The sequence below is a fragment of the Haemophilus influenzae genome, assembly GCF_900475755.1.
GTDB lineage: Bacteria > Pseudomonadota > Gammaproteobacteria > Enterobacterales > Pasteurellaceae > Haemophilus > Haemophilus influenzae_D.
This window is the reverse complement of sequence record NZ_LS483411.1, coordinates 307400-328088: the sequence shown is the minus strand read 5'-3', so window position 1 is coordinate 328088 and position 20689 is coordinate 307400. Positions and strand designations below refer to the sequence as shown.

At 39.7% G+C, this 20689-nt stretch carries 23 protein-coding genes and 1 pseudogene; 15 read left to right on the top strand and 9 right to left on the bottom strand.

Translation table 11 applies throughout. From position 1 onward, the window contains the following. Positions 1 to 134 precede the first annotated feature (134 nt). Both DQN24_RS01630 and DQN24_RS01625 read left to right on the top strand, forming a co-directional pair. Positions 135 to 1880 (top strand): ABC transporter ATP-binding protein/permease, encoded by a 1746-nt coding sequence (locus tag DQN24_RS01630; protein ID WP_111695305.1) that lies wholly within the window; start codon positions 135 to 137, stop codon positions 1878 to 1880. Then, positions 1873 to 3531 carry an amino acid ABC transporter ATP-binding/permease protein gene (locus tag DQN24_RS01625; protein WP_111695304.1) on the top strand — a complete coding sequence of 553 codons (1659 nt, stop codon included), beginning with the start codon at positions 1873 to 1875 and terminating at the stop codon, positions 3529 to 3531. The genes DQN24_RS01630 and DQN24_RS01625 overlap by 8 nt, the downstream gene beginning before the upstream one ends. 83 nt (positions 3532 to 3614) lie before the next feature. Here DQN24_RS01625 and DQN24_RS01620 read toward each other — a convergent pair. The 3 genes and pseudogenes from DQN24_RS01620 to glpX form a co-directional block, all read right to left on the bottom strand. Beyond that, positions 3615 to 3839, bottom strand: a pseudogene (locus DQN24_RS01620) (type II toxin-antitoxin system HipA family toxin); the annotation flags it as partial. 23 nt (positions 3840 to 3862) lie between these two features. After that, positions 3863 to 4171 (bottom strand): helix-turn-helix domain-containing protein, encoded by a 309-nt coding sequence (locus DQN24_RS01615; RefSeq protein WP_005658984.1) that lies wholly within the window; start codon positions 4169 to 4171, stop codon positions 3863 to 3865. 204 nt (positions 4172 to 4375) lie between these two features. Continuing rightward, the gene (gene glpX, locus DQN24_RS01610) at positions 4376 to 5377 is read right to left on the bottom strand and encodes a class II fructose-bisphosphatase (RefSeq protein WP_111695303.1); all 1002 of its coding nucleotides are present in this window, start codon (positions 5375 to 5377) and stop codon (positions 4376 to 4378) included. A 161-nt stretch (positions 5378 to 5538) separates the two neighbouring features. On the opposite strand from glpX, the gene DQN24_RS01605 reads away from it, so the two are divergent. The 3 genes from DQN24_RS01605 to dtd all read left to right on the top strand — a co-directional run bounded on the left by DQN24_RS01605 (position 5539) and on the right by dtd (position 6726). Beyond that, the gene (locus tag DQN24_RS01605; RefSeq protein ID WP_005650820.1) at positions 5539 to 5757 is read left to right on the top strand and encodes a cell division protein ZapB; all 219 of its coding nucleotides are present in this window, start codon (positions 5539 to 5541) and stop codon (positions 5755 to 5757) included. Positions 5758 to 5854: 97 nt separating this feature from the next. Continuing rightward, entirely contained in the window at positions 5855 to 6295 is a 441-nt protein-coding gene (gene mioC, locus DQN24_RS01600; RefSeq protein WP_005665669.1) for an FMN-binding protein MioC, read from the top strand. Continuing rightward, a complete protein-coding gene (gene dtd / locus DQN24_RS01595) occupies positions 6292 to 6726 on the top strand; it encodes a D-aminoacyl-tRNA deacylase (RefSeq protein ID WP_021034583.1) in 435 nt (144 codons plus the stop codon). Before mioC ends, dtd begins: the two co-directional genes overlap by 4 nt. Positions 6727 to 7036: 310 nt before the next feature. Here the strand turns inward: dtd and ispF are convergent, their stop codons facing one another. The 4 genes from ispF to gpt all read right to left on the bottom strand — a co-directional run bounded on the left by ispF (position 7037) and on the right by gpt (position 9056). Continuing rightward, the gene (gene ispF, locus DQN24_RS01590; protein ID WP_048942806.1) at positions 7037 to 7513 is read right to left on the bottom strand and encodes a 2-C-methyl-D-erythritol 2,4-cyclodiphosphate synthase; all 477 of its coding nucleotides are present in this window, start codon (positions 7511 to 7513) and stop codon (positions 7037 to 7039) included. Next, positions 7510 to 8187 carry a 2-C-methyl-D-erythritol 4-phosphate cytidylyltransferase gene (ispD, locus tag DQN24_RS01585; RefSeq protein WP_111695302.1) on the bottom strand — a complete coding sequence of 226 codons (678 nt, stop codon included), beginning with the start codon at positions 8185 to 8187 and terminating at the stop codon, positions 7510 to 7512. The genes ispF and ispD overlap by 4 nt, the downstream gene beginning before the upstream one ends. Then, the gene (gene ftsB / locus DQN24_RS01580) at positions 8187 to 8465 is read right to left on the bottom strand and encodes a cell division protein FtsB (protein WP_005692412.1); all 279 of its coding nucleotides are present in this window, start codon (positions 8463 to 8465) and stop codon (positions 8187 to 8189) included. Before ftsB ends, ispD begins: the two co-directional genes overlap by 1 nt. A 123-nt stretch (positions 8466 to 8588) precedes the next feature. Next, positions 8589 to 9056, bottom strand: coding sequence for a xanthine phosphoribosyltransferase (gene gpt, locus DQN24_RS01575; RefSeq protein ID WP_005632242.1), 468 nt, complete (start codon positions 9054 to 9056; stop codon positions 8589 to 8591). A 109-nt stretch (positions 9057 to 9165) separates the two neighbouring features. Here gpt and DQN24_RS01570 point away from each other — a divergent pair, with 109 nt between their 5' ends. Then, a complete protein-coding gene (locus DQN24_RS01570) occupies positions 9166 to 10620 on the top strand; it encodes an aminoacyl-histidine dipeptidase (RefSeq protein WP_111695301.1) in 1455 nt (484 codons plus the stop codon). 256 nt (positions 10621 to 10876) lie between these two features. On the opposite strand, the gene groL is transcribed toward DQN24_RS01570, so the two are convergent. After that, positions 10877 to 12523, bottom strand: a complete 1647-nt coding sequence (gene groL / locus DQN24_RS01565; protein ID WP_021034589.1) for a chaperonin GroEL — start codon at positions 12521 to 12523, stop codon at positions 10877 to 10879. Positions 12524 to 12542: 19 nt separating this feature from the next. Further along, a complete protein-coding gene (locus DQN24_RS01560; RefSeq protein ID WP_005629492.1) occupies positions 12543 to 12833 on the bottom strand; it encodes a co-chaperone GroES in 291 nt (96 codons plus the stop codon). A 167-nt stretch (positions 12834 to 13000) separates the two neighbouring features. Here DQN24_RS01560 and ureA point away from each other — a divergent pair, with 167 nt between their 5' ends. From ureA to aspA, 9 genes are all read left to right on the top strand, one after another. Then, entirely contained in the window at positions 13001 to 13303 is a 303-nt protein-coding gene (ureA, locus tag DQN24_RS01555; RefSeq protein ID WP_111695300.1) for an urease subunit gamma, read from the top strand. A gap of 76 nt (positions 13304 to 13379) precedes the next feature. Next, on the top strand, positions 13380 to 13685 hold the full coding sequence (ureB, locus tag DQN24_RS01550; protein WP_021034591.1) for an urease subunit beta: 306 nt from the start codon (positions 13380 to 13382) through the stop codon (positions 13683 to 13685). 11 nt (positions 13686 to 13696) lie between these two features. Further along, entirely contained in the window at positions 13697 to 15415 is a 1719-nt protein-coding gene (gene ureC / locus DQN24_RS01545) for an urease subunit alpha (RefSeq protein ID WP_050847474.1), read from the top strand. Positions 15416 to 15452: 37 nt separating this feature from the next. Next, on the top strand, positions 15453 to 16073 hold the full coding sequence (locus DQN24_RS01540; protein WP_021034593.1) for a glutathione S-transferase: 621 nt from the start codon (positions 15453 to 15455) through the stop codon (positions 16071 to 16073). 8 nt (positions 16074 to 16081) lie between these two features. Then, on the top strand, positions 16082 to 16639 hold the full coding sequence (gene ureE / locus DQN24_RS01535; RefSeq protein WP_054249333.1) for an urease accessory protein UreE: 558 nt from the start codon (positions 16082 to 16084) through the stop codon (positions 16637 to 16639). After that, positions 16624 to 17331 carry an urease accessory protein UreF gene (locus DQN24_RS01530; RefSeq protein WP_111695299.1) on the top strand — a complete coding sequence of 236 codons (708 nt, stop codon included), beginning with the start codon at positions 16624 to 16626 and terminating at the stop codon, positions 17329 to 17331. Before ureE ends, DQN24_RS01530 begins: the two co-directional genes overlap by 16 nt. Positions 17332 to 17554: 223 nt before the next feature. After that, positions 17555 to 18190 (top strand): urease accessory protein UreG, encoded by a 636-nt coding sequence (gene ureG / locus DQN24_RS01525; RefSeq protein WP_005664465.1) that lies wholly within the window; start codon positions 17555 to 17557, stop codon positions 18188 to 18190. Between the two features lie 74 nt (positions 18191 to 18264). Continuing rightward, the gene (locus DQN24_RS01520) at positions 18265 to 19080 is read left to right on the top strand and encodes an urease accessory protein UreD (protein ID WP_111695298.1); all 816 of its coding nucleotides are present in this window, start codon (positions 18265 to 18267) and stop codon (positions 19078 to 19080) included. 155 nt (positions 19081 to 19235) lie between these two features. After that, the gene (gene aspA, locus DQN24_RS01515) at positions 19236 to 20654 is read left to right on the top strand and encodes an aspartate ammonia-lyase (RefSeq protein WP_111695297.1); all 1419 of its coding nucleotides are present in this window, start codon (positions 19236 to 19238) and stop codon (positions 20652 to 20654) included. Positions 20655 to 20689: the final 35 nt, after the last annotated feature.

Below are 20689 nucleotides of genomic sequence, written 5' to 3'. Positions count from 1 at the left end.
ATTAGTAATTGTAGGGTGGGCTTCAGCCCACCATCAAACAATCGTGAGATATTTTGGTGGGCTAAAGCCCACCCTACATTAAGTACGCATAATTCTTTCTATGCGTACTTCTTTTTATTTTAGGAGTAATCATTATGATGATAGATAAACGCCTAATTAACACGGTGGCTGATAGCAAAAAATGGATTGGCGTCACGGTGTTGTGGAATTGGGTGGCGTTAGTTGGCGGGATTATTAGTGCCGTCGTGTTTTCTTATATTTTACAGGCGGCTTATTTTCACGAATTAAGCCTGTTAAGTGCGGTCATTTTTGGCATCGTTTTGATTGCAGCATTGGCATTGCGTGCTTTTGCAGGGAAAAAATCGGTGCAGGCGTCTTATTTTGCCAGCACAAAAGTGAAGCATGAATTGCGTAGCCTTATTTATCGTAAATTGGCTTCTATGCCGCTTAACCAAGTGAACCAGCAATCCACCTCAAGCATTATTCAAGTGGCATCAGAAGGTGTGGAACAGCTTGAAATCTATTTTGGGCGTTATTTGCCGCAGCTTTTTTATAGCTTGCTTGCACCGCTTACCCTCTTTGCTTTCTTGATTTTTTTCAGTTTTAAAACTGCCGTGATTTTGTTGATTTGCGTGCCGCTTATCCCAATGTCGATTATCGCAGTAAATAAAATCGCGAAAAAACTCTTGGCAAAATATTGGTCGATTTATGTGGGATTAGGCAGCAGCTTTTTAGATAACTTACAAGGTTTAATTACGCTAAAAATCTATCAAGACGACGCTTATAAAGCGAAAGCGATGGATAAAGAGGCTGAGCATTTCCGCAAAATTACCATGAAAGTACTTACTATGCAGCTTAACTCGGTATCACTGATGGATTTACTCGCTTATGGTGGCGCAGCTATCGGGATTTTAACCGCACTATTGCAATTCCAAAATGCACAACTCAGCGTGTTAGGCGTGATTTTATTTATTCTACTTTCCTCCGAGTTCTTTATTCCCCTTCGTTTGCTTGGTTCATTCTTCCATGTGGCGATGAATGGCAAAGCGGCTTCAGATAAGATTTTCACATTACTTGATACGCCAGTGGAAACACAACAAAGTGCGGTGGATTTTGAAGCAAAAAATAACGTTCAAGTGGAAATTAAAGATCTGCATTTTTCTTATAGTGAAGAAAAACCAGCAATTACAGGTTTAGATTTGAGTATCTTACCAAATCAGCTTACGGTATTTGTGGGTAAAAGTGGTTGCGGTAAATCGACCTTAGTTTCGTTGTTGATGGGCTTTAATCAAGCGCAACAAGGTGAGATTTTGTTTAATGGACAAAACGCCCTCAATATAGACCGCACTTCTTTCTATCAAAAAGTATCATTAGTAAGCCACAGCAGTTATGTGTTTAAAGGCACACTGCGTGAAAATATGACGATGGCGAAAATTGATGCAACAGACGAGCAAATTTATGCTTGTTTAGAACAAGTGAATCTCGCCCAATTTGTACGCGAAAATGGCGGCTTAGATATGCAGCTATTAAGCCGTGGCACAAATTTATCGGGCGGTCAAATTCAACGTTTAGCTTTAGCGCGTGCTTTATTACACAATGCCGAGCTTTATATTTTTGATGAAGCGACCAGTAATATTGATGTGGAAAGCGAAGAAATTATTTTGCAGTTTATTCAACAATTTAAACAACAAAAAACCATTGTGATGATTTCTCACCGCTTGGCAAATGCGGTAAATGCCGACTGTATTAACGTACTTGACCAAGGCAAATTGATTGAGCAAGGCACACACGAAACTTTAATGGCAAAACAAGGTGCGTATGCTGAAATGTTCCAACAACAAAAAGATTTAGAACAAATTAGAGAGGTGGCAAATGCGTAAAAATGGTTTTGTTGTAATGGGGCATTTGTTGAAATTAGTGACACCACTGGCGCACATTATGGCGTTTACCATTACTATGGGGACGCTCGGTTTTCTGGCTGCCATCTTTATTATGGCGCTGGGGGCGATGGGGTTAGTAAATCTCTTAAACTTTGACACCCATTTAAGTTTTTCTGGCATTTTGACCGCACTTATCGTATTGGCGGTGGCTCGTGGTGCATTGCGTTATTTAGAGCAAATGTCTGGGCATTATATTGCTTTTAAATTACTCGCATTATTGCGTGACAAAGTGTTTTCTTCTTTGCGTCGTTTGGCTTTTGTGAAGTTGCAAGATAAACAAGCAGGGCAATTAGTGTCATTAGTAACCAATGATATTGAATTGCTCGAAGTATTTTATGCACACACCATTGCACCAATTATGATTGCGTTCTTTACCTCTGCGATTTTATTGTTGGTTTTTGCTCATCTTTCAGGTTGGTTTGTGCTTGTGGCATTGGCGGCGTATTTAACAGTGGGCGTAATCCTACCGATTATCACGACCAAATTGGCACGTGAAGATGGCAGACGTTATCGTGAATTAGTGGGCGAAATGAATGATTTCTTCCTCGACAGCGTGCGTGGTATGAAAGAAATTCAGCTTTTTGGTTATGCAAAACAACGCTTAGATGAAATTCAACAACGCAGCCAAAAAATCGATACAGCTTTTGAACGTATTAAAGACCAAGAAGCAAAAGTACGTGTTTATACTGAAGTGGCAGTATCTGTTTTCAACATTATTATGCTGTTTACTGGCTTAATTTTGTTTAGCTTAGATAAAATTGATTTTGCTGCCTTTTTAATTGGCGTGATTTTATTAATGTCGAGCTATGGGCCAGTTATCGCCTTAAGTAACCTTTCAAGCAACTTATTACAAACTTTGGCTTCTGGCGAACGAGTATTAAGTTTATTAGCGGAAGAGCCAGAGTTAAAAGACGTAGAAAGTGCGGTGGATTTAAAAGAGGTTTCTCACATTGATGTCGAGAACTTAAACTTCGCTTACGTCGAAGAACAAATTTTATCGGATGTCAGCTTATCTGTGAAAAAAGGCGAAATTTTAGGTATTCACGGCAGAAGCGGCAGCGGTAAAAGTACCTTGTTGAAATTGATGATGCGTTTTTACGATCCTAAATCAGGTAGCATTAAAATTAACGGCGAAACTTTACCGAATATTAACACTCGTAGCTTGCGTGACAATATGGCATACATTACTCAGCAAACCTATATTTTCAACGAAACTATTGAGGAAAATATTTGCCTTGCACGCCGTGATGCAACCTTAGAAGAAATTATGGAAGCGGCGAAGAAAGCCTCAATTCATGATTTTATTTTGAGTTTGCCACAAGGCTATCAAACAAAAATGACGGAATTGGGTGGCAATCTCTCTGACGGAGAAAAACAACGTATCGGTATTGCACGAGCATTTTTACATAATGCACCGATTATTTTACTTGATGAACCAACTAGCAATTTGGATAGCTTAAACGAAGCAATGATTTTGAAATCATTACTCAATGTTAAAGCGGAAAAATTGATTATTCTCGTCAGCCACCGCCAATCCACCATGGCAATTTGCGATCAAGTGATTGGCATAGAAAACGGCAGAATGTCCTAAATTAATATAAGAAAAAATCGCACTGGTAAGGTGCGATTTTTTTTGTTGGAGGGAAAAAGTGCGGTAAATATTCCCTTTAGATTTTATAGTTCAGGTTCATTTAATACGTTAAGTAACGCTAAACGCTTGCGATAAGTTTTCAGTACGCAATCAATATGCGGTTGCGGCATAAAGGATTGTGAATAAATCTGCTCCACCTTTTCCTTTTCTTGTGTAATTTCAGGTATTAATTTTTGAATAATCACATTTTTATTTAATCCAATATTTTCCCCAAACTCGACAAAATCATCGCCGATATATTCAGCGTAGAGAAATACTTTTCCCGAGCGGACTAAATCGCGCATAGTGAAACCCCTAATGTTTGAGCAACAAGAAACACGGTTGTAAATCGAACTTGGCTTGGATCTTGAAATAAGCGATTCAAGGTAGAAATAGACACGCCAGTTTGCAGTTCTAGCATACTAAGCTCAATACCAAGTGATTTACGCTTATCATTGAGCATTTTTCCAAAGGCTTTGAGATCGGTAATTTTTCCTGCGTAAAGCTGTTGTCTCTGTGCTTGCTCATAGGCAATAACAGCTTGCTGAAGCTTTTTTAATTCATCAATTTGATTTTCTAATTGCGTACTAAGGTTATTCATATTTGATACTTTTCTTTTAATAAAATATTTTTTATATCATATATGAATATATTTGTTTTTAGAATATCTTTTTTGATATTTTTTTGAGAAAAAATGATTTAATTATTTAAAAATGACATTTTAAAATCTGCTCCCTGTTTAGTAAGTCATTTGTTCAGCTTTTTGGAGAGCAGATTAAATTAATTGAAATGTTGTTTGCTTGAGCTAAATATTCAAAATTTTATAAAGGTCATCCAAATAATGAATGGATTGAATTTTACGAATTGTGCGGGATTTTCCTTGAATTAAAATGGTTTCAGTATTGGCTAAATTGCCTTTGCGGGAGATACCTTTAAGCAAATCGCCATTGGTAATGCCCGTTGCTGTAAATACAAGATTGTCATCACGCACAAGATCTTCCAGTTTTAACACTTCATTCACTTTTACGCCCAGTGCTGCACAACGCTGAATTTCATTAGCTGCAATTTTTTTATTTTCTTCGGTGTCGCCTTTTACTTCATTGCGTGGGATTAACCGCGCTTGCATATCGCCACCTAATGCTCGAATGGCTGCAGCAGCTGCCACACCTTCTGGCGCACCACCAATTCCATAAAGAAGATCGACTTCAGCATCAGGTAAGCAGCAAAGTACAGAACCTGCTACATCGCCATCAGGAATTGCCAATACTTTCACGCCCAAGTTATGTATTTGTTTAATTACGGCATCGTGACGTGGCTTTGCTAATACCATTACGGTAAGGTCAGAAAGGGATTTTCCTAGTTTAGATGCGATGCGGCGAAGATTTTGTTCCAGTGGTAAATTTAAATCAATTATGCCTTTTACATTTGAACCCACCACTAATTTTTCCATATACATATCTGGTGCTTTTAAAAAGGTATTTTTGCCACCTGCAGCCAAGACAGAAATGGCATTAGATTGCCCCATTGCGGTCATACGTGTGCCATCAATAGGATCTACTGCGATAGAAACTAATTCCCCTAAGCCAGAGCCGACTTTTTCGCCAATATAAAGCATTGGGGCTTCATCAATTTCGCCTTCACCTATAACGATTTCAGCGTCCATATGGATCAAATTCAGCATATAACGCATCGCTTTTACCGCTGCATCGTCTGCCGCATTTTTATCTCCTCGACCAAGCCACGTGTAAGCTGCTAGAGCGGCTGCTTCCGTCACTCGTGAAAATTCAATGGCTAATGCTCGATTCATTATTATTCTCCTTCTGCTTATTTTTCAAGATTATGGCAAAAATAACATCATTCTATCACTGAGTAATCGTTTGCATAATAAATTTTTATTCAATGCTTTAAAAAGGTAAATTTACTGGGTAAAATACCCCTAAACTTACCCATATTTAAAAGGAAATCATTATGTCTTTAGAAATTTTAGACCAGCTTGAAGAAAAAATTAAACAAGCGGTAGAAACTATCCAATTACTTCAATTAGAAGTTGAAGAATTAAAAGAGAAAAACGCAGAATCTCAAAGAAATATTGAAAACTTACAAACTGAAAATGAACAGTTGAAAAACGAACATCGTAATTGGCAAGAGCATATTCGTTCATTACTTGGTAAGTTTGATAACGTTTAATCGTAGTAAAAGGCTTAGATTTTCTAAGCCTTTTTATTTTAATCATTTCAATAATTTTCTTTTCTCTTTGAAAAGAAAATAAATATAGGATAATAAAATGCACATTTGTATTCTTTCAGGCAGCACTTTAGGTGGGGCGGAATATGTTGCCGAGCATTTAAACGATGTTTTAGAAACTCAAGGTTTTTCCACCGCACTTTTTCACGGACCAAATTTATCTGACATTGAAAACGAGAAAATTTGGCTGATTGTCACTTCAACGCACGGTGCAGGCGAATTACCAGACAATTTAAAACCTCTATTTGATGAATTAGCGAATAGCCAAAAGGATTTTTCAGATGTTCGTTTTGGGGTCGTTGGGTTAGGTAATTCTGATTATGATACTTTCTGCTATGCTGCGGAACAAGTGGAGCAAACACTTCAAGCAAAAAGTGCGGTCAAAATTTGTGAGACTTTAAAAATTGACGTGTTAAACGTGGATGATCAAGAAAGTTATGCTGAAGAATGGTTACCGAGTTTTATTGAGGGATTGAAATGATTGCCCTAATTCAGCGTGTGTCTCAAGCAAAAGTGGATGTAAATGGCGAAACAATAGGGCAAATCGGAAAGGGGTTATTGGTTTTACTTGGTGTAGAAAAAGAAGATAACCAAGAAAAAGCGGATAAACTTGCTGAAAAAGTGCTTAATTATCGAATTTTCAGTGATGAAAATGACAAAATGAATTTAAATGTTCAACAAGTACAAGGGGAATTACTTATCGTTTCGCAATTTACATTAGCGGCGGATACACAAAAAGGTCTACGCCCGAGTTTTTCAAAAGGTGCGTCCCCAGCATTGGCTAATGAATTATATGAATATTTTATCCAAAAGTGCGGTGAGAAATTACCTGTTTCAACAGGGCAATTTGCAGCGGATATGCAAGTGAGCTTAACAAATGATGGGCCTGTGACGTTTTGGTTAAATGTATAACAAGAAAATCGAATTTGGCAATAAGCTCGCTGTTTTACATTTGTTTATTAAATGGTTTAGTTAATGGAATATTCTTATTAAAACGTATAAATTCCATCAATTAATAATGAACCACATATTACCTAACAACAAGGTTGGTAAGCAAAAAGCGGACTGAAGCCCTCCATTGCTCCCTCACCTATAAATGGGCGTTTCCTTTCACCAATGACCACTTAATAATAGCGAGCAATCGCTTATTATTTCACTAATAAAAATGCGATGAAATTCTTTTCAAATTTCACCGCACTTTTAAGAATATAAGAATAGTAAATTATTGTCGGATTAAAAGAGCAACGGCTTCACAAGCAATGCCTTCTTGTCTTCCTGTAAAGCCTAATTTTTCGGTAGTCGTTGCTTTTACATTAACTTGCTCAATATCGCATTGGAGATCTTCAGCTATTTTGGCACGCATTGCATCAATATGTGGGCGCATTTTAGGTGCTTGAGCGATGATGGTAACATCAACATTACCTATTTTATATCCTATTTCTTGTACTTGACGAAACGCTTCACGCAGTAAGCCTCGACTATCCGCATTTTTATATTGCATATCGGTATCTGGGAAAAGTTTTCCAATATCGCCTAAAGCTGCAGCTCCTAAGATTGCATCAGTTAATGCGTGTAGTGCTACATCGCCATCAGAGTGCGCAATAAAGCCAGTGTGATAAGGCACTTCTACACCACCAATAATTAATGGACGATCTTCGCCAAAAGCGTGAACATCAAAGCCGTGTCCAATTCTGATCATAATTTATTCCTTGTTAAATAAAATTCTGCTAATGCTAAATCTTCTGGACGAGTCACTTTTAAATTATCGCTACGCCCAGCCACCAAGTGCGGTCGAAATCCTGCCAGTTCCATTGCTGATGCTTCATCTGTTATATTCGCACCTCGTTGAATTCCTGTGGAAAGCGCATCTCTTAATATATCTACTGGGAAAAACTGCGGTGTCATTGCTTGCCAAAGCTGGCTACGATCTTCTGTTTTCACAATACATTGCTGATTATCCGCCCGTTTAATCGTATCTGTTGCTGGGATTGCCAAAATTGCACCCTGTTCATCTTCAATAGCTAACAATTTATCAATATCAGCATGTTGTAAACAAGGGCGAGCAGCATCGTGAACAAGCACCCACGCATTTTTTTCCGCAATTGCATTTAAACCATTTAAGACAGATTCAGCTCGTGTTATGCCACCTTCTACTAGCTGAATTTTAGGATCGAGCGATAGTGTAGAAATATAAGGATCATCTTTGCTTACAGCCAAAATAATTTTAGATACGGCAGGATAAGAAAGCATCACATCGAGTGTATGTTCAAGCAGTGTTTTGCCAAGCAGCGTTAAATATTGTTTAGGTTTATCCGCTTGCATCCGTGAACCAACACCAGCCGCAGGCAAGACCGCAATAATTGAACGAGCCATTATTTACTCTCTTTTACAATATGATAGAACACTTCATTTTCTTTCACTAAGCCATGTTGCATTCGTGCGCGTTCTTCGATCGCTTCAAAACCTTTTGTTAATCCTTGAATTTCTGCATTAATACGCTGATTACGTTGAGATAGCTTTTCATTTTCCGCTTGGTTTTCCCTAATTTTATCAGCATTTTCACGATAATCTAAAAAACCGTTACTGCCAAACCAAAAATCATATTGAAACAATACTAATACTGAAAGGAGGATTAAAATAAGAAGTCGCATACGGATATTTGTTGTGAGTAAAATTTTAACCAGTTTACCGTGAAAAATTAGGAAAAACGATAAAATGAAAGAAAGTGCGGTTAAAAATTCTTTTATTTTAACCGCACTTTTTTTGTATAAAAATTATTTTCTAGAGAGAGGTGGCACAAAGGTTAAACCTAAATCCCAAGGTTGCTCAATCCAAGTATTTTGTGGAATATCAATCACGTAATCATCTACTAATTCCGCACCTGCAGGTTTTGCAAATACAGTGACAAATTTTGCATTAGGGTACATTTGACGAATTGCACGCGCCGTATTACCCGTATCAACTAAATCATCTACTACGATAAACCCTTCGCCGCCATTTGGCACTTGGGCTGCATGCAGAACTTGTAGTTCTCCCTGATTGTTATGATCGTGATAGCTTGCGATACAAACGGTTTCAATATGGCGAAGACCTAATTCTCTAGCCAACACAGCCGCTGGAAACAAACCACCGCGACTCACCGCAATAATACCTTTCCATTGGGAAGCTGGAAGTAAACGTTCTGATAATTTGCGGGCATGCATTTGAAACATATCCCAAGTCACCACATATTTTTCGCTCATAATTGCACCTTAGTTTAAATTTATCGAGAAATAAAAAATTGCGTAAGGATAACCCGAAATGGCGTTTTATGCTATTATTTCGTAAATATTTTCAGTAAAAGGAGCAATTATGTCTGAAATTACAACACTTCAACCTTCACTGTTATGGAAATGGTTTGATCAAATTTGTGCAATCCCTCATCCTTCTCATTATGAAGATACGTTGGCTAACTTTATTGTAAATTGGGCGAAAGAAAAGCATTTTTTTGTGGAACGCGATGAAGTGGGGAATGTCCTTATTCGTAAACCCGCGACGAAAGGAATGGAAAATCACACACCTGTTGTGCTACAAGCGCACTTAGATATGGTGCCACAGGCTAATGAAGGTAACCCGCATGATTTTACCAAAGATCCTATTCAACCTTATATTGACGGGGAATGGGTAAAAGCGCGAGGTACAACATTAGGATCTGACAATGGTATCGGTTTAGCCTCTACTCTAGCTGTGTTAGAAAGCAATGATTTAGCGCATCCACCTCTTGAAGTGCTTTTAACAATGACAGAAGAAACGGGGATGGATGGTGCGAAAGACCTGCGTCATAACTGGTTACAATCTGAAATTTTAATCAATACAGATACCGAAGAAATTGGCGAAATTTACATTGGTTGTGCGGGCGGCATTAACGCAAACTTTGAAATTCCAGTTCAATATGAAACCAATACCTTTGAGCATAGTGTACAAATTACGCTTAAAGGTTTACGTGGCGGCCATTCTGGTGTTGATATTCATACAGGACGTGCAAATGCAATTAAAGTGTTAGCGCGAGTATTAGCAAAACTCTCTCAAAATCAACCGCACTTTACTCTCTCTGAAATTCGTGGTGGCTCAATTCGTAATGCAATTCCACGAGAAGCTGTGGCTGTGTTAGCCTTTAATGGCGATGTAAAAGCCATAGAAAGTGCGGTAGAAAATCTCGCAGTTGTGCTTAAAGAAGAATTAGCCATTGCCGAACCTAATCTCACACTTTTTGTAGAATTTGTAGAAAAATCTGCAACAGTATTCACAGCACAAAGTACTCAAACGGTAATTAATGCACTCAACGTATTGCCAAACGGCGTAATCCGCAATAGTGATGTAGTTAAAAATGTTGTAGAAAGTTCATTAAGCGTTGGCGTATTGAAAACAGAAGGTAATGTTGTAAAAAGCACCATTTTAGTTCGTTCATTAATTGAAAGCGGTAAATATTATGTAACTGAAATGCTTAGCTCACTTGCAATCTTAGCAAATGCAAAAGTTGAGTTTTCTGCGCCTTATCCGGGCTGGCAACCTGTAAATGACTCAACCATCTTAGACGTTACTCGCAAACATTATGCTGAAGTGCTAGGCGAGGAGCCTGTAGTGAAAGTCATTCACGCAGGATTAGAATGTGGTCTTTTAAAAGAACATTATCCACACATTGAAATGATTTCTATCGGGCCAACAATCCGAAATGCTCACTCTCCAGATGAAAAAGTGGAAATCGCAACAGTACAAACCTATTGGGATTTATTGACAAGAGTACTTGCCGATATTCCTGCGAAGTAATCTAATATTAATTAAAAGTGCGGTTAAAATTTCTGGTGATTATGTAGTAGCTGCATAAAAGATCGAAATTTAGCTAGTGTTGCATAAGATACCCTTATTTTTATAAGGGTATCATTTTGTATATAGTTGTTTTTATGACTATTACAGATATCTTCTAAGCCTAAAATTAGTATCCCTTATTTTAGTAGATTTGAGCCCTAAGTCATATAGAGCTCAAATTTTCTGTTGGGATAGATTTTTTACTCGTATAAGCGAATTACATCATTCCGCCCATTCCACCCATACCGCCCATTCCAGCAGCACCTAAATCGGCTTTATCATCTTTTGGCAGATCAGTTACCATACATTCAGTGGTAATCATTAAGCCTGCTACGGATGCCGCGAATTGTAATGCAGAACGAGTTACTTTAGTTGGATCTAAGATACCCATTTCGATCATATCGCCGTATTGTTCTGTACCTGCGTTATAACCAAAGTTTCCTTCGCCATTTTTAACCGCACTTGCCACAACAGATGCTTCTTCGCCTGAGTTAGTGACGATTTGACGTAAAGGTGCTTCCATCGCACGTAATGCAAGTTTGATACCCACATTTTGTTCTTCGTTGTCACCTTTTAGGCTTGCTGCAACTTTCGCTGCTGCGCGAACTAATGCAACGCCACCACCGGCAACGATACCTTCTTCAACCGCAGCACGAGTTGCATGTAATGCGTCATCTACACGGTCTTTTTTCTCTTTCATTTCAACTTCAGTTGCTGCGCCTACTTTGATTACTGCCACGCCGCCTGCTAATTTAGCAACGCGCTCTTGAAGTTTTTCTTTATCGTAGTCAGAAGTTGATTCTTCAATTTGTTGGCGAATTTGAGCCACACGACCTTTGATTTGAGATTCATCTCCGATACCATCAATAATGGTTGTGTTATCTTTATTGATAACAACACGTTTTGCTTGACCAAGATCTTCAAGTGTCGCTTTTTCAAGCTCCATACCGATTTCTTCAGAAATTACTGTACCCGCTGTTAAAATTGCAATATCTTGTAACATTGCTTTACGACGATCTCCAAAGCCTGGTGCTTTCACGGCTGCAACTTTCACGATACCACGCATCGTGTTCACTACTAAGGTTGCAAGTGCTTCGCCTTCCACATCTTCAGCGATGATTAATAATGGTTTACCTGCTTTTGCAACACCTTCTAACACTGGAAGTAATTCACGAATGTTAGAGATTTTTTTATCAACAAGAAGAAGATATGGATTATCTAATTCAACCGTTGCTGTTTCTGGTTTGTTGATGAAATATGGAGAAAGGTAGCCACGATCGAATTGCATCCCTTCAACCACATCTAATTCATCTTCAAGACCCGTACCATCTTCAACGGTAATCACGCCTTCTTTGCCCACTTTTTCCATAGCTTGAGCAATTAATTGACCCACAATGCTGTCAGAGTTTGCAGAAATAGTCCCTACTTGTTCAATTTCTTTCGCAGTTTCACAAGGTTTAGATAAATTTTTAAGCTCAGAAACAACCGCACTTACTGCTTTATCAATACCACGTTTTAAATCCATTGGGTTCATGCCTGCCGCTACTGCTTTCAATCCCTCATTTACGATAGCTTGAGCAAGCACAGTTGCAGTGGTTGTACCATCGCCTGCTGCATCATTTGCTTTAGATGCTACTTCTTTTACCATTTGTGCGCCCATATTTTCGAATTTATCTTCCAATTCGATTTCACGAGCAACAGACACGCCGTCTTTAGTGATAGTTGGTGCGCCAAATGATTTGTCTAAAATTACATTACGACCTTTAGGGCCAAGGGTTACTTTTACTGCATCTGCTAATACATTCACGCCTTTAAGCATTTTTACGCGTGCGTCATTACCAAATTTTACGTCTTTTGCTGCCATTTTCTTTTTCCTTATCTAATTATTCTACAATTGCTAAGATGTCGTTTTCAGAAATAATTAATACTTCTTCGCCATCGATTTTTTCGCTTTTCACGCCGTAACCGTCGTTGAAAATTACGGTATCGCCAACTTTAACATCTAAAGGTTGAACAGTGCCATTTTCTAAAATACGACCTTTACCCACAGCTAATACTTTCGCACGGGTTGATTTGGTCGCGGCTGAACCTGTTAATACGATGCCGCCAGCTGAACGGGTTTCGACTTCTTCACGTTTAATAATTACACGATCGTGTAAAGGACGAATATTCATAATTAATTTCCTTCTTAAGAGTTTGTAAGTGCGGTCTTTATATAAGGAAGATTTTTTTTCTTTCAAGGGGAGTTACAAAAAATTCTGACAAAATATTTTTCCTATTTTAGATTTTTTACGTAAAATTCGTTGATCTTCGCATAATAAATAAATTAAGGAATGACAATATGCACTTAACTTCCAGAGAACAAGAAAAGCTGATGCTTTTCCTCGTGGGCGAATTGGCGGCAAAACGCAAAGCACGTGGCGTTAAATTAAATTATCCAGAAACTGTTGCCTATATTGCGAGTCATTTACAAGAGGCGGCAAGAGATGGAATGAGTGTGGCTGAAGTCATGCAGTATGGTTCAACACTTTTAACCGTTGATGATGTGATGGAAGGCGTCGCTGAGATGGTACACGAAGTACAAATTGAAGCAACTTTCCCAGATGGCACAAAACTTGTTACCGTGCATAATCCAATCAGATAACCGTAGGGTGGGCTTTAGCCCACCAAAATAAAAATATCAATGGTGGGCTAAAGCCCTCCCTACAAGGAACAAAGATATGATCCCAGGCGAATATCAATTAGCCGAAGGCGATATTCTCGCTAATGTCGGCAGAAAAACAGTGACAATTGAAGTAACAAATTCAGGCGACCGCCCAATTCAAGTTGGTTCTCACTACCATTTTTTTGAAACCAATAATGCCCTTAAATTTGACCGCACTTTGGCACGCGGTATGCGTTTAAATGTGCCTTCAGGCAATGCGGTACGGTTCGAACCAGGCGAAGTCAAAACCGTTGAGTTAGTGGCTTTTGGTGGTAACCAAATTATTTACGGTTTCCATAATCAAATTGATGGCAAATTATAAAGTAGGGCAAGATGGCATTAACAATTTCAAGAGCGCAATATGTAGCAACTTATGGCCCAACCGTTGGCGATAAAGTCCGTTTAGGCGATACCAATTTATGGGCAACTATTGAACAAGATTTATTGACCAAAGGCGATGAGTGTAAATTTGGTGGCGGTAAAAGTGTGCGTGATGGCATGGCTCAAAGTGGTACGGCAACTCGCGATAATCCAAATGTATTGGATTTTGTGATTACCAACGTGATGATTATTGATGCTAAATTAGGCATTATCAAAGCCGATATTGGTATTCGCGATGGTCGCATTGTGGGCATTGGTCAAGCAGGTAACCCAGATACGATGGATAACGTTACGCCAAATATGATTATCGGTGCAAGCACGGAAGTGCATAACGGTGCGCATTTAATTGCGACCGCTGGCGGTATTGATACGCATATTCACTTTATTTGCCCTCAACAAGCACAGCATGCGATTGAAAGTGGGGTTACCACGTTAATTGGTGGCGGAACAGGCCCTGCTGATGGTACACACGCGACTACTTGTACACCGGGTGCGTGGTATATGGAGCGTATGTTCCAAGCAGCAGAAGCATTGCCTGTAAACGTAGGCTTTTTTGGTAAAGGAAACTGCTCAACTTTAGATCCGCTACGCGAACAAATTGAAGCAGGCGCATTAGGTTTAAAAATCCACGAAGACTGGGGCGCAACACCTGCAGTAATTGATTCAGCATTAAAAGTGGCTGATGAAATGGATATTCAAGTGGCAATCCACACCGATACGCTGAACGAAAGTGGCTTCTTAGAAGATACCATGAAAGCGATTGATGGACGTGTTATTCATACCTTCCACACGGAAGGTGCAGGTGGCGGACACGCTCCTGATATTATTAAAGCAGCGATGTACCCGAATGTGCTGCCAGCTTCCACCAACCCGACTCGCCCGTTTACGAAAAATACCATTGATGAACATTTAGATATGTTGATGGTTTGCCATCATTTAGATAAACGCGTGCCAGAAGATGTAGCTTTTGCTGATAGCCGTATTCGTCCTGAAACTATTGCAGCAGAAGATATTTTGCATGATATGGGCGTTTTCTCGATTATGAGTTCTGACTCTCAAGCAATGGGACGTATTGGCGAAGTCGTTATTCGTACATGGCAAACCGCTGATAAAATGAAAATGCAACGTGGTGAGCTAGGTAATGAAGGAAACGATAACTTCCGCATTAAACGCTATATCGCGAAATACACTATCAACCCAGCGATTGCACACGGTATTGAAGATCATATTGGTTCGTTAGAAGTGGGCAAAATTGCGGATATTGTGTTATGGAAACCGATGTTCTTTGGGGTAAAACCAGAAGTAGTAATTAAAAAAGGCTTTATTAGCTATGCGAAAATGGGCGACCCAAATGCCTCAATTCCAACACCGCAACCTGTATTCTACCGTCCAATGTATGGCGCACAAGGCTTAGCGACAGCACAAACCGCGGTATTCTTTGTTTCACAAGCCGCTGAAAAAGCAGATATTCGTGCGAAATTCGGTTTACACAAAGAAACCATTGCTGTGAAAGGCTGCCGCAGTGTGGGTAAAAAAGATCTCGTTCACAACAATGCAACACCAAATATTACTGTTGATGCTGAACGTTATGAAGTTCGAGTGGACGGAGAGTTAATTACCTGTGAACCCGTGGATACCGTGCCGTTAGGACAACGATATTTTATGTTCTAAGCTGAAAAGTGCGGTCAAATTTTAAGGAGAATTTATAATGAAACTTTGGTACTCCACTACCAGCCCGTATGTACGTAAAGTGCTGGTAACGTTGAAATATCAACAACTCTTAGACAAAACAGAACTGATTAAAATTGGTTCATCATTTGATGCAAGCTCTCCGCATAATCAGGCAAATCCACTAGGTCGAGTGCCAGCGTTAGAACGTAATTGTGGTAATTGGCTTTATGGCAGTTTGCTCATTTGCGAATATCTTGATCAAAAAGGCAAGGTAGAGCCTAAACTCATTCCAGAGAGTGGCAAGCCACGTTGGGCAACGTTAGCGTTGCATAATTTAGCTGATGGCATTATGGAAAACACCGTGCCAATGATGGCGGAAAAAATGCTTCGCCCTGAAAGTGAATGGTGGACAGCTCGCCATCAACAACTAACCGAACGTAATCGTCAAAGTTTTGTAAGACTTGAGCAAGATTTAAAACCGTTTGGCACTGAATTAAACATTGGTACGCTAACGACAGTCGCAGTCATTGATTGGTTCTTATTCAGAGCTGAGAAAATTGGATTAGATCTTGCAAAAGAATTTCCAAATTTAACCGCTTGGGCGGCAGAGATGAATGAAAAATATGAGGTTTTGTTTAGCACAAAACCACAGGCATAAGACGAAATATGAAAATCCTCAACCCCATTTTGCCCATTATGGATACCATTTTGGGCGACTTAACTAGCCTTCAGGCTGAAGGCAAAATTACTAATCAGACTATTGAACGCGTGGCATTGCAGTGGTATGAAAGCGAACGGAATATTTTGCGTAAAACCACAAATACTGGGCGTGAAGTCGCTTTTCGCCTACTCAAAGAAGGGCAACGTTTAAAACACGATGATGTGGTGTTTATCAGCGATGAATTAGTGATTGCGATTGAAATTTTGCCAAGCGAAGTAATTGTACTGTCTCCGAAAACCTTGCCTGAAATGGCACGGGCGTGCTATGAAATTGGCAATAAACATTCGCCGCTGTTTTTAGATGGCGATGAAGTGACATTACCTTACGATAAGCCAATGTTTGAGTGGTTACAAGCGGCGGGATTTGAACCGAAAAAAGCAGAACGCCGTTTAAGCCAAGCGTTGAGAGCTAACTCTGTACAAGGGCACGGGCATTCACATAGTCATTCGCACGATCATCACGGTTATCATCATCACGGAGACGGCAATTGGCATCAACATTAAACCGGTCTTTAACGGATTTAGGTGCGTTGCTGCACTTGGTCGATCCCACCTTGCCGATTGGTGGATTTAATCACTCCAACGGCTTGGAAACCTTTGTGCAGCAAGGCGTTGTTTCCACTAAAGCAAGCCTCGAAGAGTATGTGCAAACCCAGCTTTTACAAAACTGGATTTACAACGACGGGGCATATCTTTCCCTTGCATTCGATGCAATGAATGAGGGTAATTTTGACCGCTTGTGCGAACTGGATTGGCAACTTTCCGCCACCAAAGTGGCACGTGAAAGCCGAGAAGGGAGTTTCAAACTCGGCGTACGATTGCTGAAAATTTTTATTCGCTATGAAACACATACGCTGCTTACGACTTACCAACAAGCGATTGTCGAAAAACGAGTACAGGGCTATTTTCCGATAGTGTTTGCAATGGTTGCTCAAGCCATGGGCTTAACCAAAGCCGATACGCTCTATGCGTTCTACTACAACGCAGCAGTCGGTGCGATCACTAACGGCGTGAAGCTAATTCCCCTCAGCCAAATGGATGGGCAAGATATTCTGTTTGACTTGCGAGGCTCACTCGTGCAAGCGGTGGAATTAAGCCTTGACCCCGACGAAGAATGGCTTGGTGCGGCAACGCTGGCGAATGATATTCGGGCTATGCAACACGAGGTGCTTTATACCAGATTATATATGTCATAACCTGTGATTGCTGTGTTTTTATTTTTCAGGGGTAGGGTGGGCGTAAGCCCACGTGTTTATTTAACAATGAAAAGTGCGGTTAATTTTGACCGCATTTTTCCCTTTTTTCTAAAGAGCATTTTAGAAGGAAAATAAAAACTCAGAGCTAAATGCGTGGGCTTATGTCCACCTTACCGCTTGTAGTAAATAATCACAGTTGCTAGGTTAATTAAAGGAAAGAAAAATGCGTAATTACATCAAAATCGGCGTGGCAGGTCCTGTTGGTGCGGGCAAAACGGCGTTAATTGAAAAACTCACTCGTGAAATAGCGTCAAAATATAGTGTGGCAGTCATTACTAACGACATTTACACCCAAGAAGATGCGGAATTTTTAACGAAAAACAGCTTACTTCCGCCTGAGCGAATTATGGGTGTGGAAACGGGCGGTTGTCCGCATACGGCGATCCGTGAAGATGCGTCAATGAACTTAGAAGCCGTGGACGAAATGGTGGCTCGTTTCCCTGATGTGGAAATCGTGTTCATTGAATCGGGTGGCGATAACCTTTCAGCGACTTTCAGCCCAGATTTGGCAGACGTGACGATTTTCGTGATCGACGTGGCACAAGGCGAAAAAATCCCTCGTAAAGGTGGCCCGGGTATCACTCGTTCAGATTTGTTAGTCATTAATAAAACTGATCTTGCTCCTTTTGTAGGGGCAGATTTAAGCGTGATGGAACGCGATGCCCGCCGTATGCGTAACGGTCAGCCGTTTATTTTCACTAATTTGATGAAAAAAGAAAATCTTGACGGCGTGATCGGTTGGATTGAAAAATATGCGTTGTTGAAGAATGTGGAAGAACCCGCATCTTTGGTTCGTTAATCGTAGGGGCAAATTACATTTGCCCAATTATTGGTGAAATATCGGGGCTAATCTAATTAGCCCCTACAAAATCTATGAACAGCAAATTATCCCTTTCTACCAAACTTTCCCAAAGTGGCAAAACCCAGCTTGCCGAATACTTTGCGACGCCACCGTTTAAAGTGATAACGTTGCCAAGTTACGATGATGCGTGGGTTAATGGCTTGAATGCGATGCAGATGTCGTCCTCCCCTGGGTTGCTGTCGGGCGATGTGTTAGAGATTGACATTTCGTTGGCAAAATTGACCGCTCTTTCGCTCAATACGCAGGCATTTACTCGGGTGCTGGCGATGAATGAGGGCGACAGTGCAGAGCAAATTACTCGTATTGCCCTTGCCGAAAACAGCCGTTTGTTCTATTTGCCGCATCCACTGGTGTTGCATAAAGATTCCGTTTTTAAGCAGCAAACCCAGATTGAAATGGACGAACAAAGCGAGCTGATTTACGGTGAAATCGTGGCGATTGGTCGGGTGTTGAATGACGAACGTTTTGCTTTCCGTCAGTTTTCTTCCCATTTGAAGATTTATGCTTTGCAAAACGATGGCAAAAAACGACCGCTTGTCAGTGATTGTATTCAATGGCTGCCGTCTAAAATGAACCTTACCGCTTTGAGCCAGATGGAAAATTATTCCCATCAAGGTTCGCTAATTTATTTGCATTTAGGGAAAAGTTCACTTGAAATTAAGCAACAGGTGCAAGCCTTACAACAGCAGTTTATGGAAGAACAAGGTTTGTTGATAGGCATATCACAACTCAATGAATATGGCTTAATGGTGCGGATACTCGGGTGTCGTGCAGAGCAAATTCAGAATTTGTTTGAGAAAATTGGTAAGCTCTTGAAATCTACATAAGATTGATGGATAGCTTATTTTTCCCTAAAAAAACTAATCCGAAAAATGAAAATATGTCTTGAGAGCATTTTTTGAAAATGTGATCTTCATCAAGTTTTTTCTTCTTGAAATTTCTATAATGACGATAAATTAACTAACCCAAAAAGGTAATTAAAATGACTCAATTTAGAAAAGAAGTAGATTTACTCGGCGAACGTGATGTGCCTACAGAAGCATATTGGGGGATTCATACATTAAGAGCGGTAGAAAATTTCAATATTTCTAACGTAACCATTTCTGACGTGCCTGAGTTTGTACGTGGTATGGTAATGGTAAAAAAAGCAACGGCTTTAGCCAATGGCGAATTAGGTGCAATTCCAAGTGGTATTGCAAAAGCGATTGTAGCAGCTTGTGATGAAATCCTTACTACTGGAAAATGCTTAGATCAATTCCCATCAGATGTATATCAAGGTGGTGCAGGTACGTCTGTCAATATGAATACTAATGAAGTGGTTGCTAATCTTGCCCTTGAAAAAATTGGTCATAAGAAAGGCGAATATAACGTGATTAATCCGATGGATCACGTTAATGCAAGTCAATCAACCAATGATGCGTATCCTACAGGTTTTCGTATTGCGGTATACAATAGCATCTTAAAATTGATCGATAAAATTCAATATTTACAAGATGGTTTTGACAATAAAGCAAAAGAATTTGCGAATATCTTAAAAATGGGGCGTACTCAATTGCAAGATGCGGTGCCAATGACGGTTGGTCAAGAATTCAAAGCGTTTGCTGTATTACTTGAAGAAGAAGTGCGTAACTTAAAACGTACTGCAGGTTTATTACTTGAAGTAAACCTTGGTGCGACTGCTATTGGTACTGGTTTAAATACGCCTCAAGGCTATACGGAATTAGTTGTAAAACATCTTGCTGAAGTAACAGGCTTGCCTTGCGTGCCTGCAGAAAATTTAATTGAAGCAACATCTGACTGTGGCGCTTATGTCATGGTTCACGGTGCATTAAAACGTACTGCAGTGAAACTTTCTAAAGTATGTAATGACTTACGTTTACTTTCTTCTGGTCCACGTGCTGGTATTAAAGAAATTAACTTACCTGAATTACAAGCTGGCTCTTCTATTATGCCAGCAAAAGTAAACCCAGTTGTTCCAGAAGTAGTAAATCAAGTATGCTTTAAAGTAATTGGTAACGATACAACGGTGACCTTCGCATCTGAAGCAGGTCAATTACAATTAAACGTAATGGAACCAGTGATTGGTCAAGCAATGTTCGAATCTATCGACATCTTAACCAATGCTTGTGTGAACTTACGCGATAAATGCGTGGATGGCATCACTGTAAACAAAGAAATTTGTGAAAACTATGTGTTTAACTCAATCGGTATCGTGACTTACTTAAATCCATTTATCGGTCACCACAACGGCGACTTAGTGGGTAAAATCTGTGCTCAAACAGGCAAAGGCGTACGTGAAGTTGTGTTAGAAAAAGGTTTATTAACAGAAGAACAATTAGATGACATTCTTTCTGTAGAAAACTTAATGAACCCAACTTACAAAGCGAAGTTAAATAAATAATTTAAGTAAAAATATCAAAAAAATTTACCGCACTT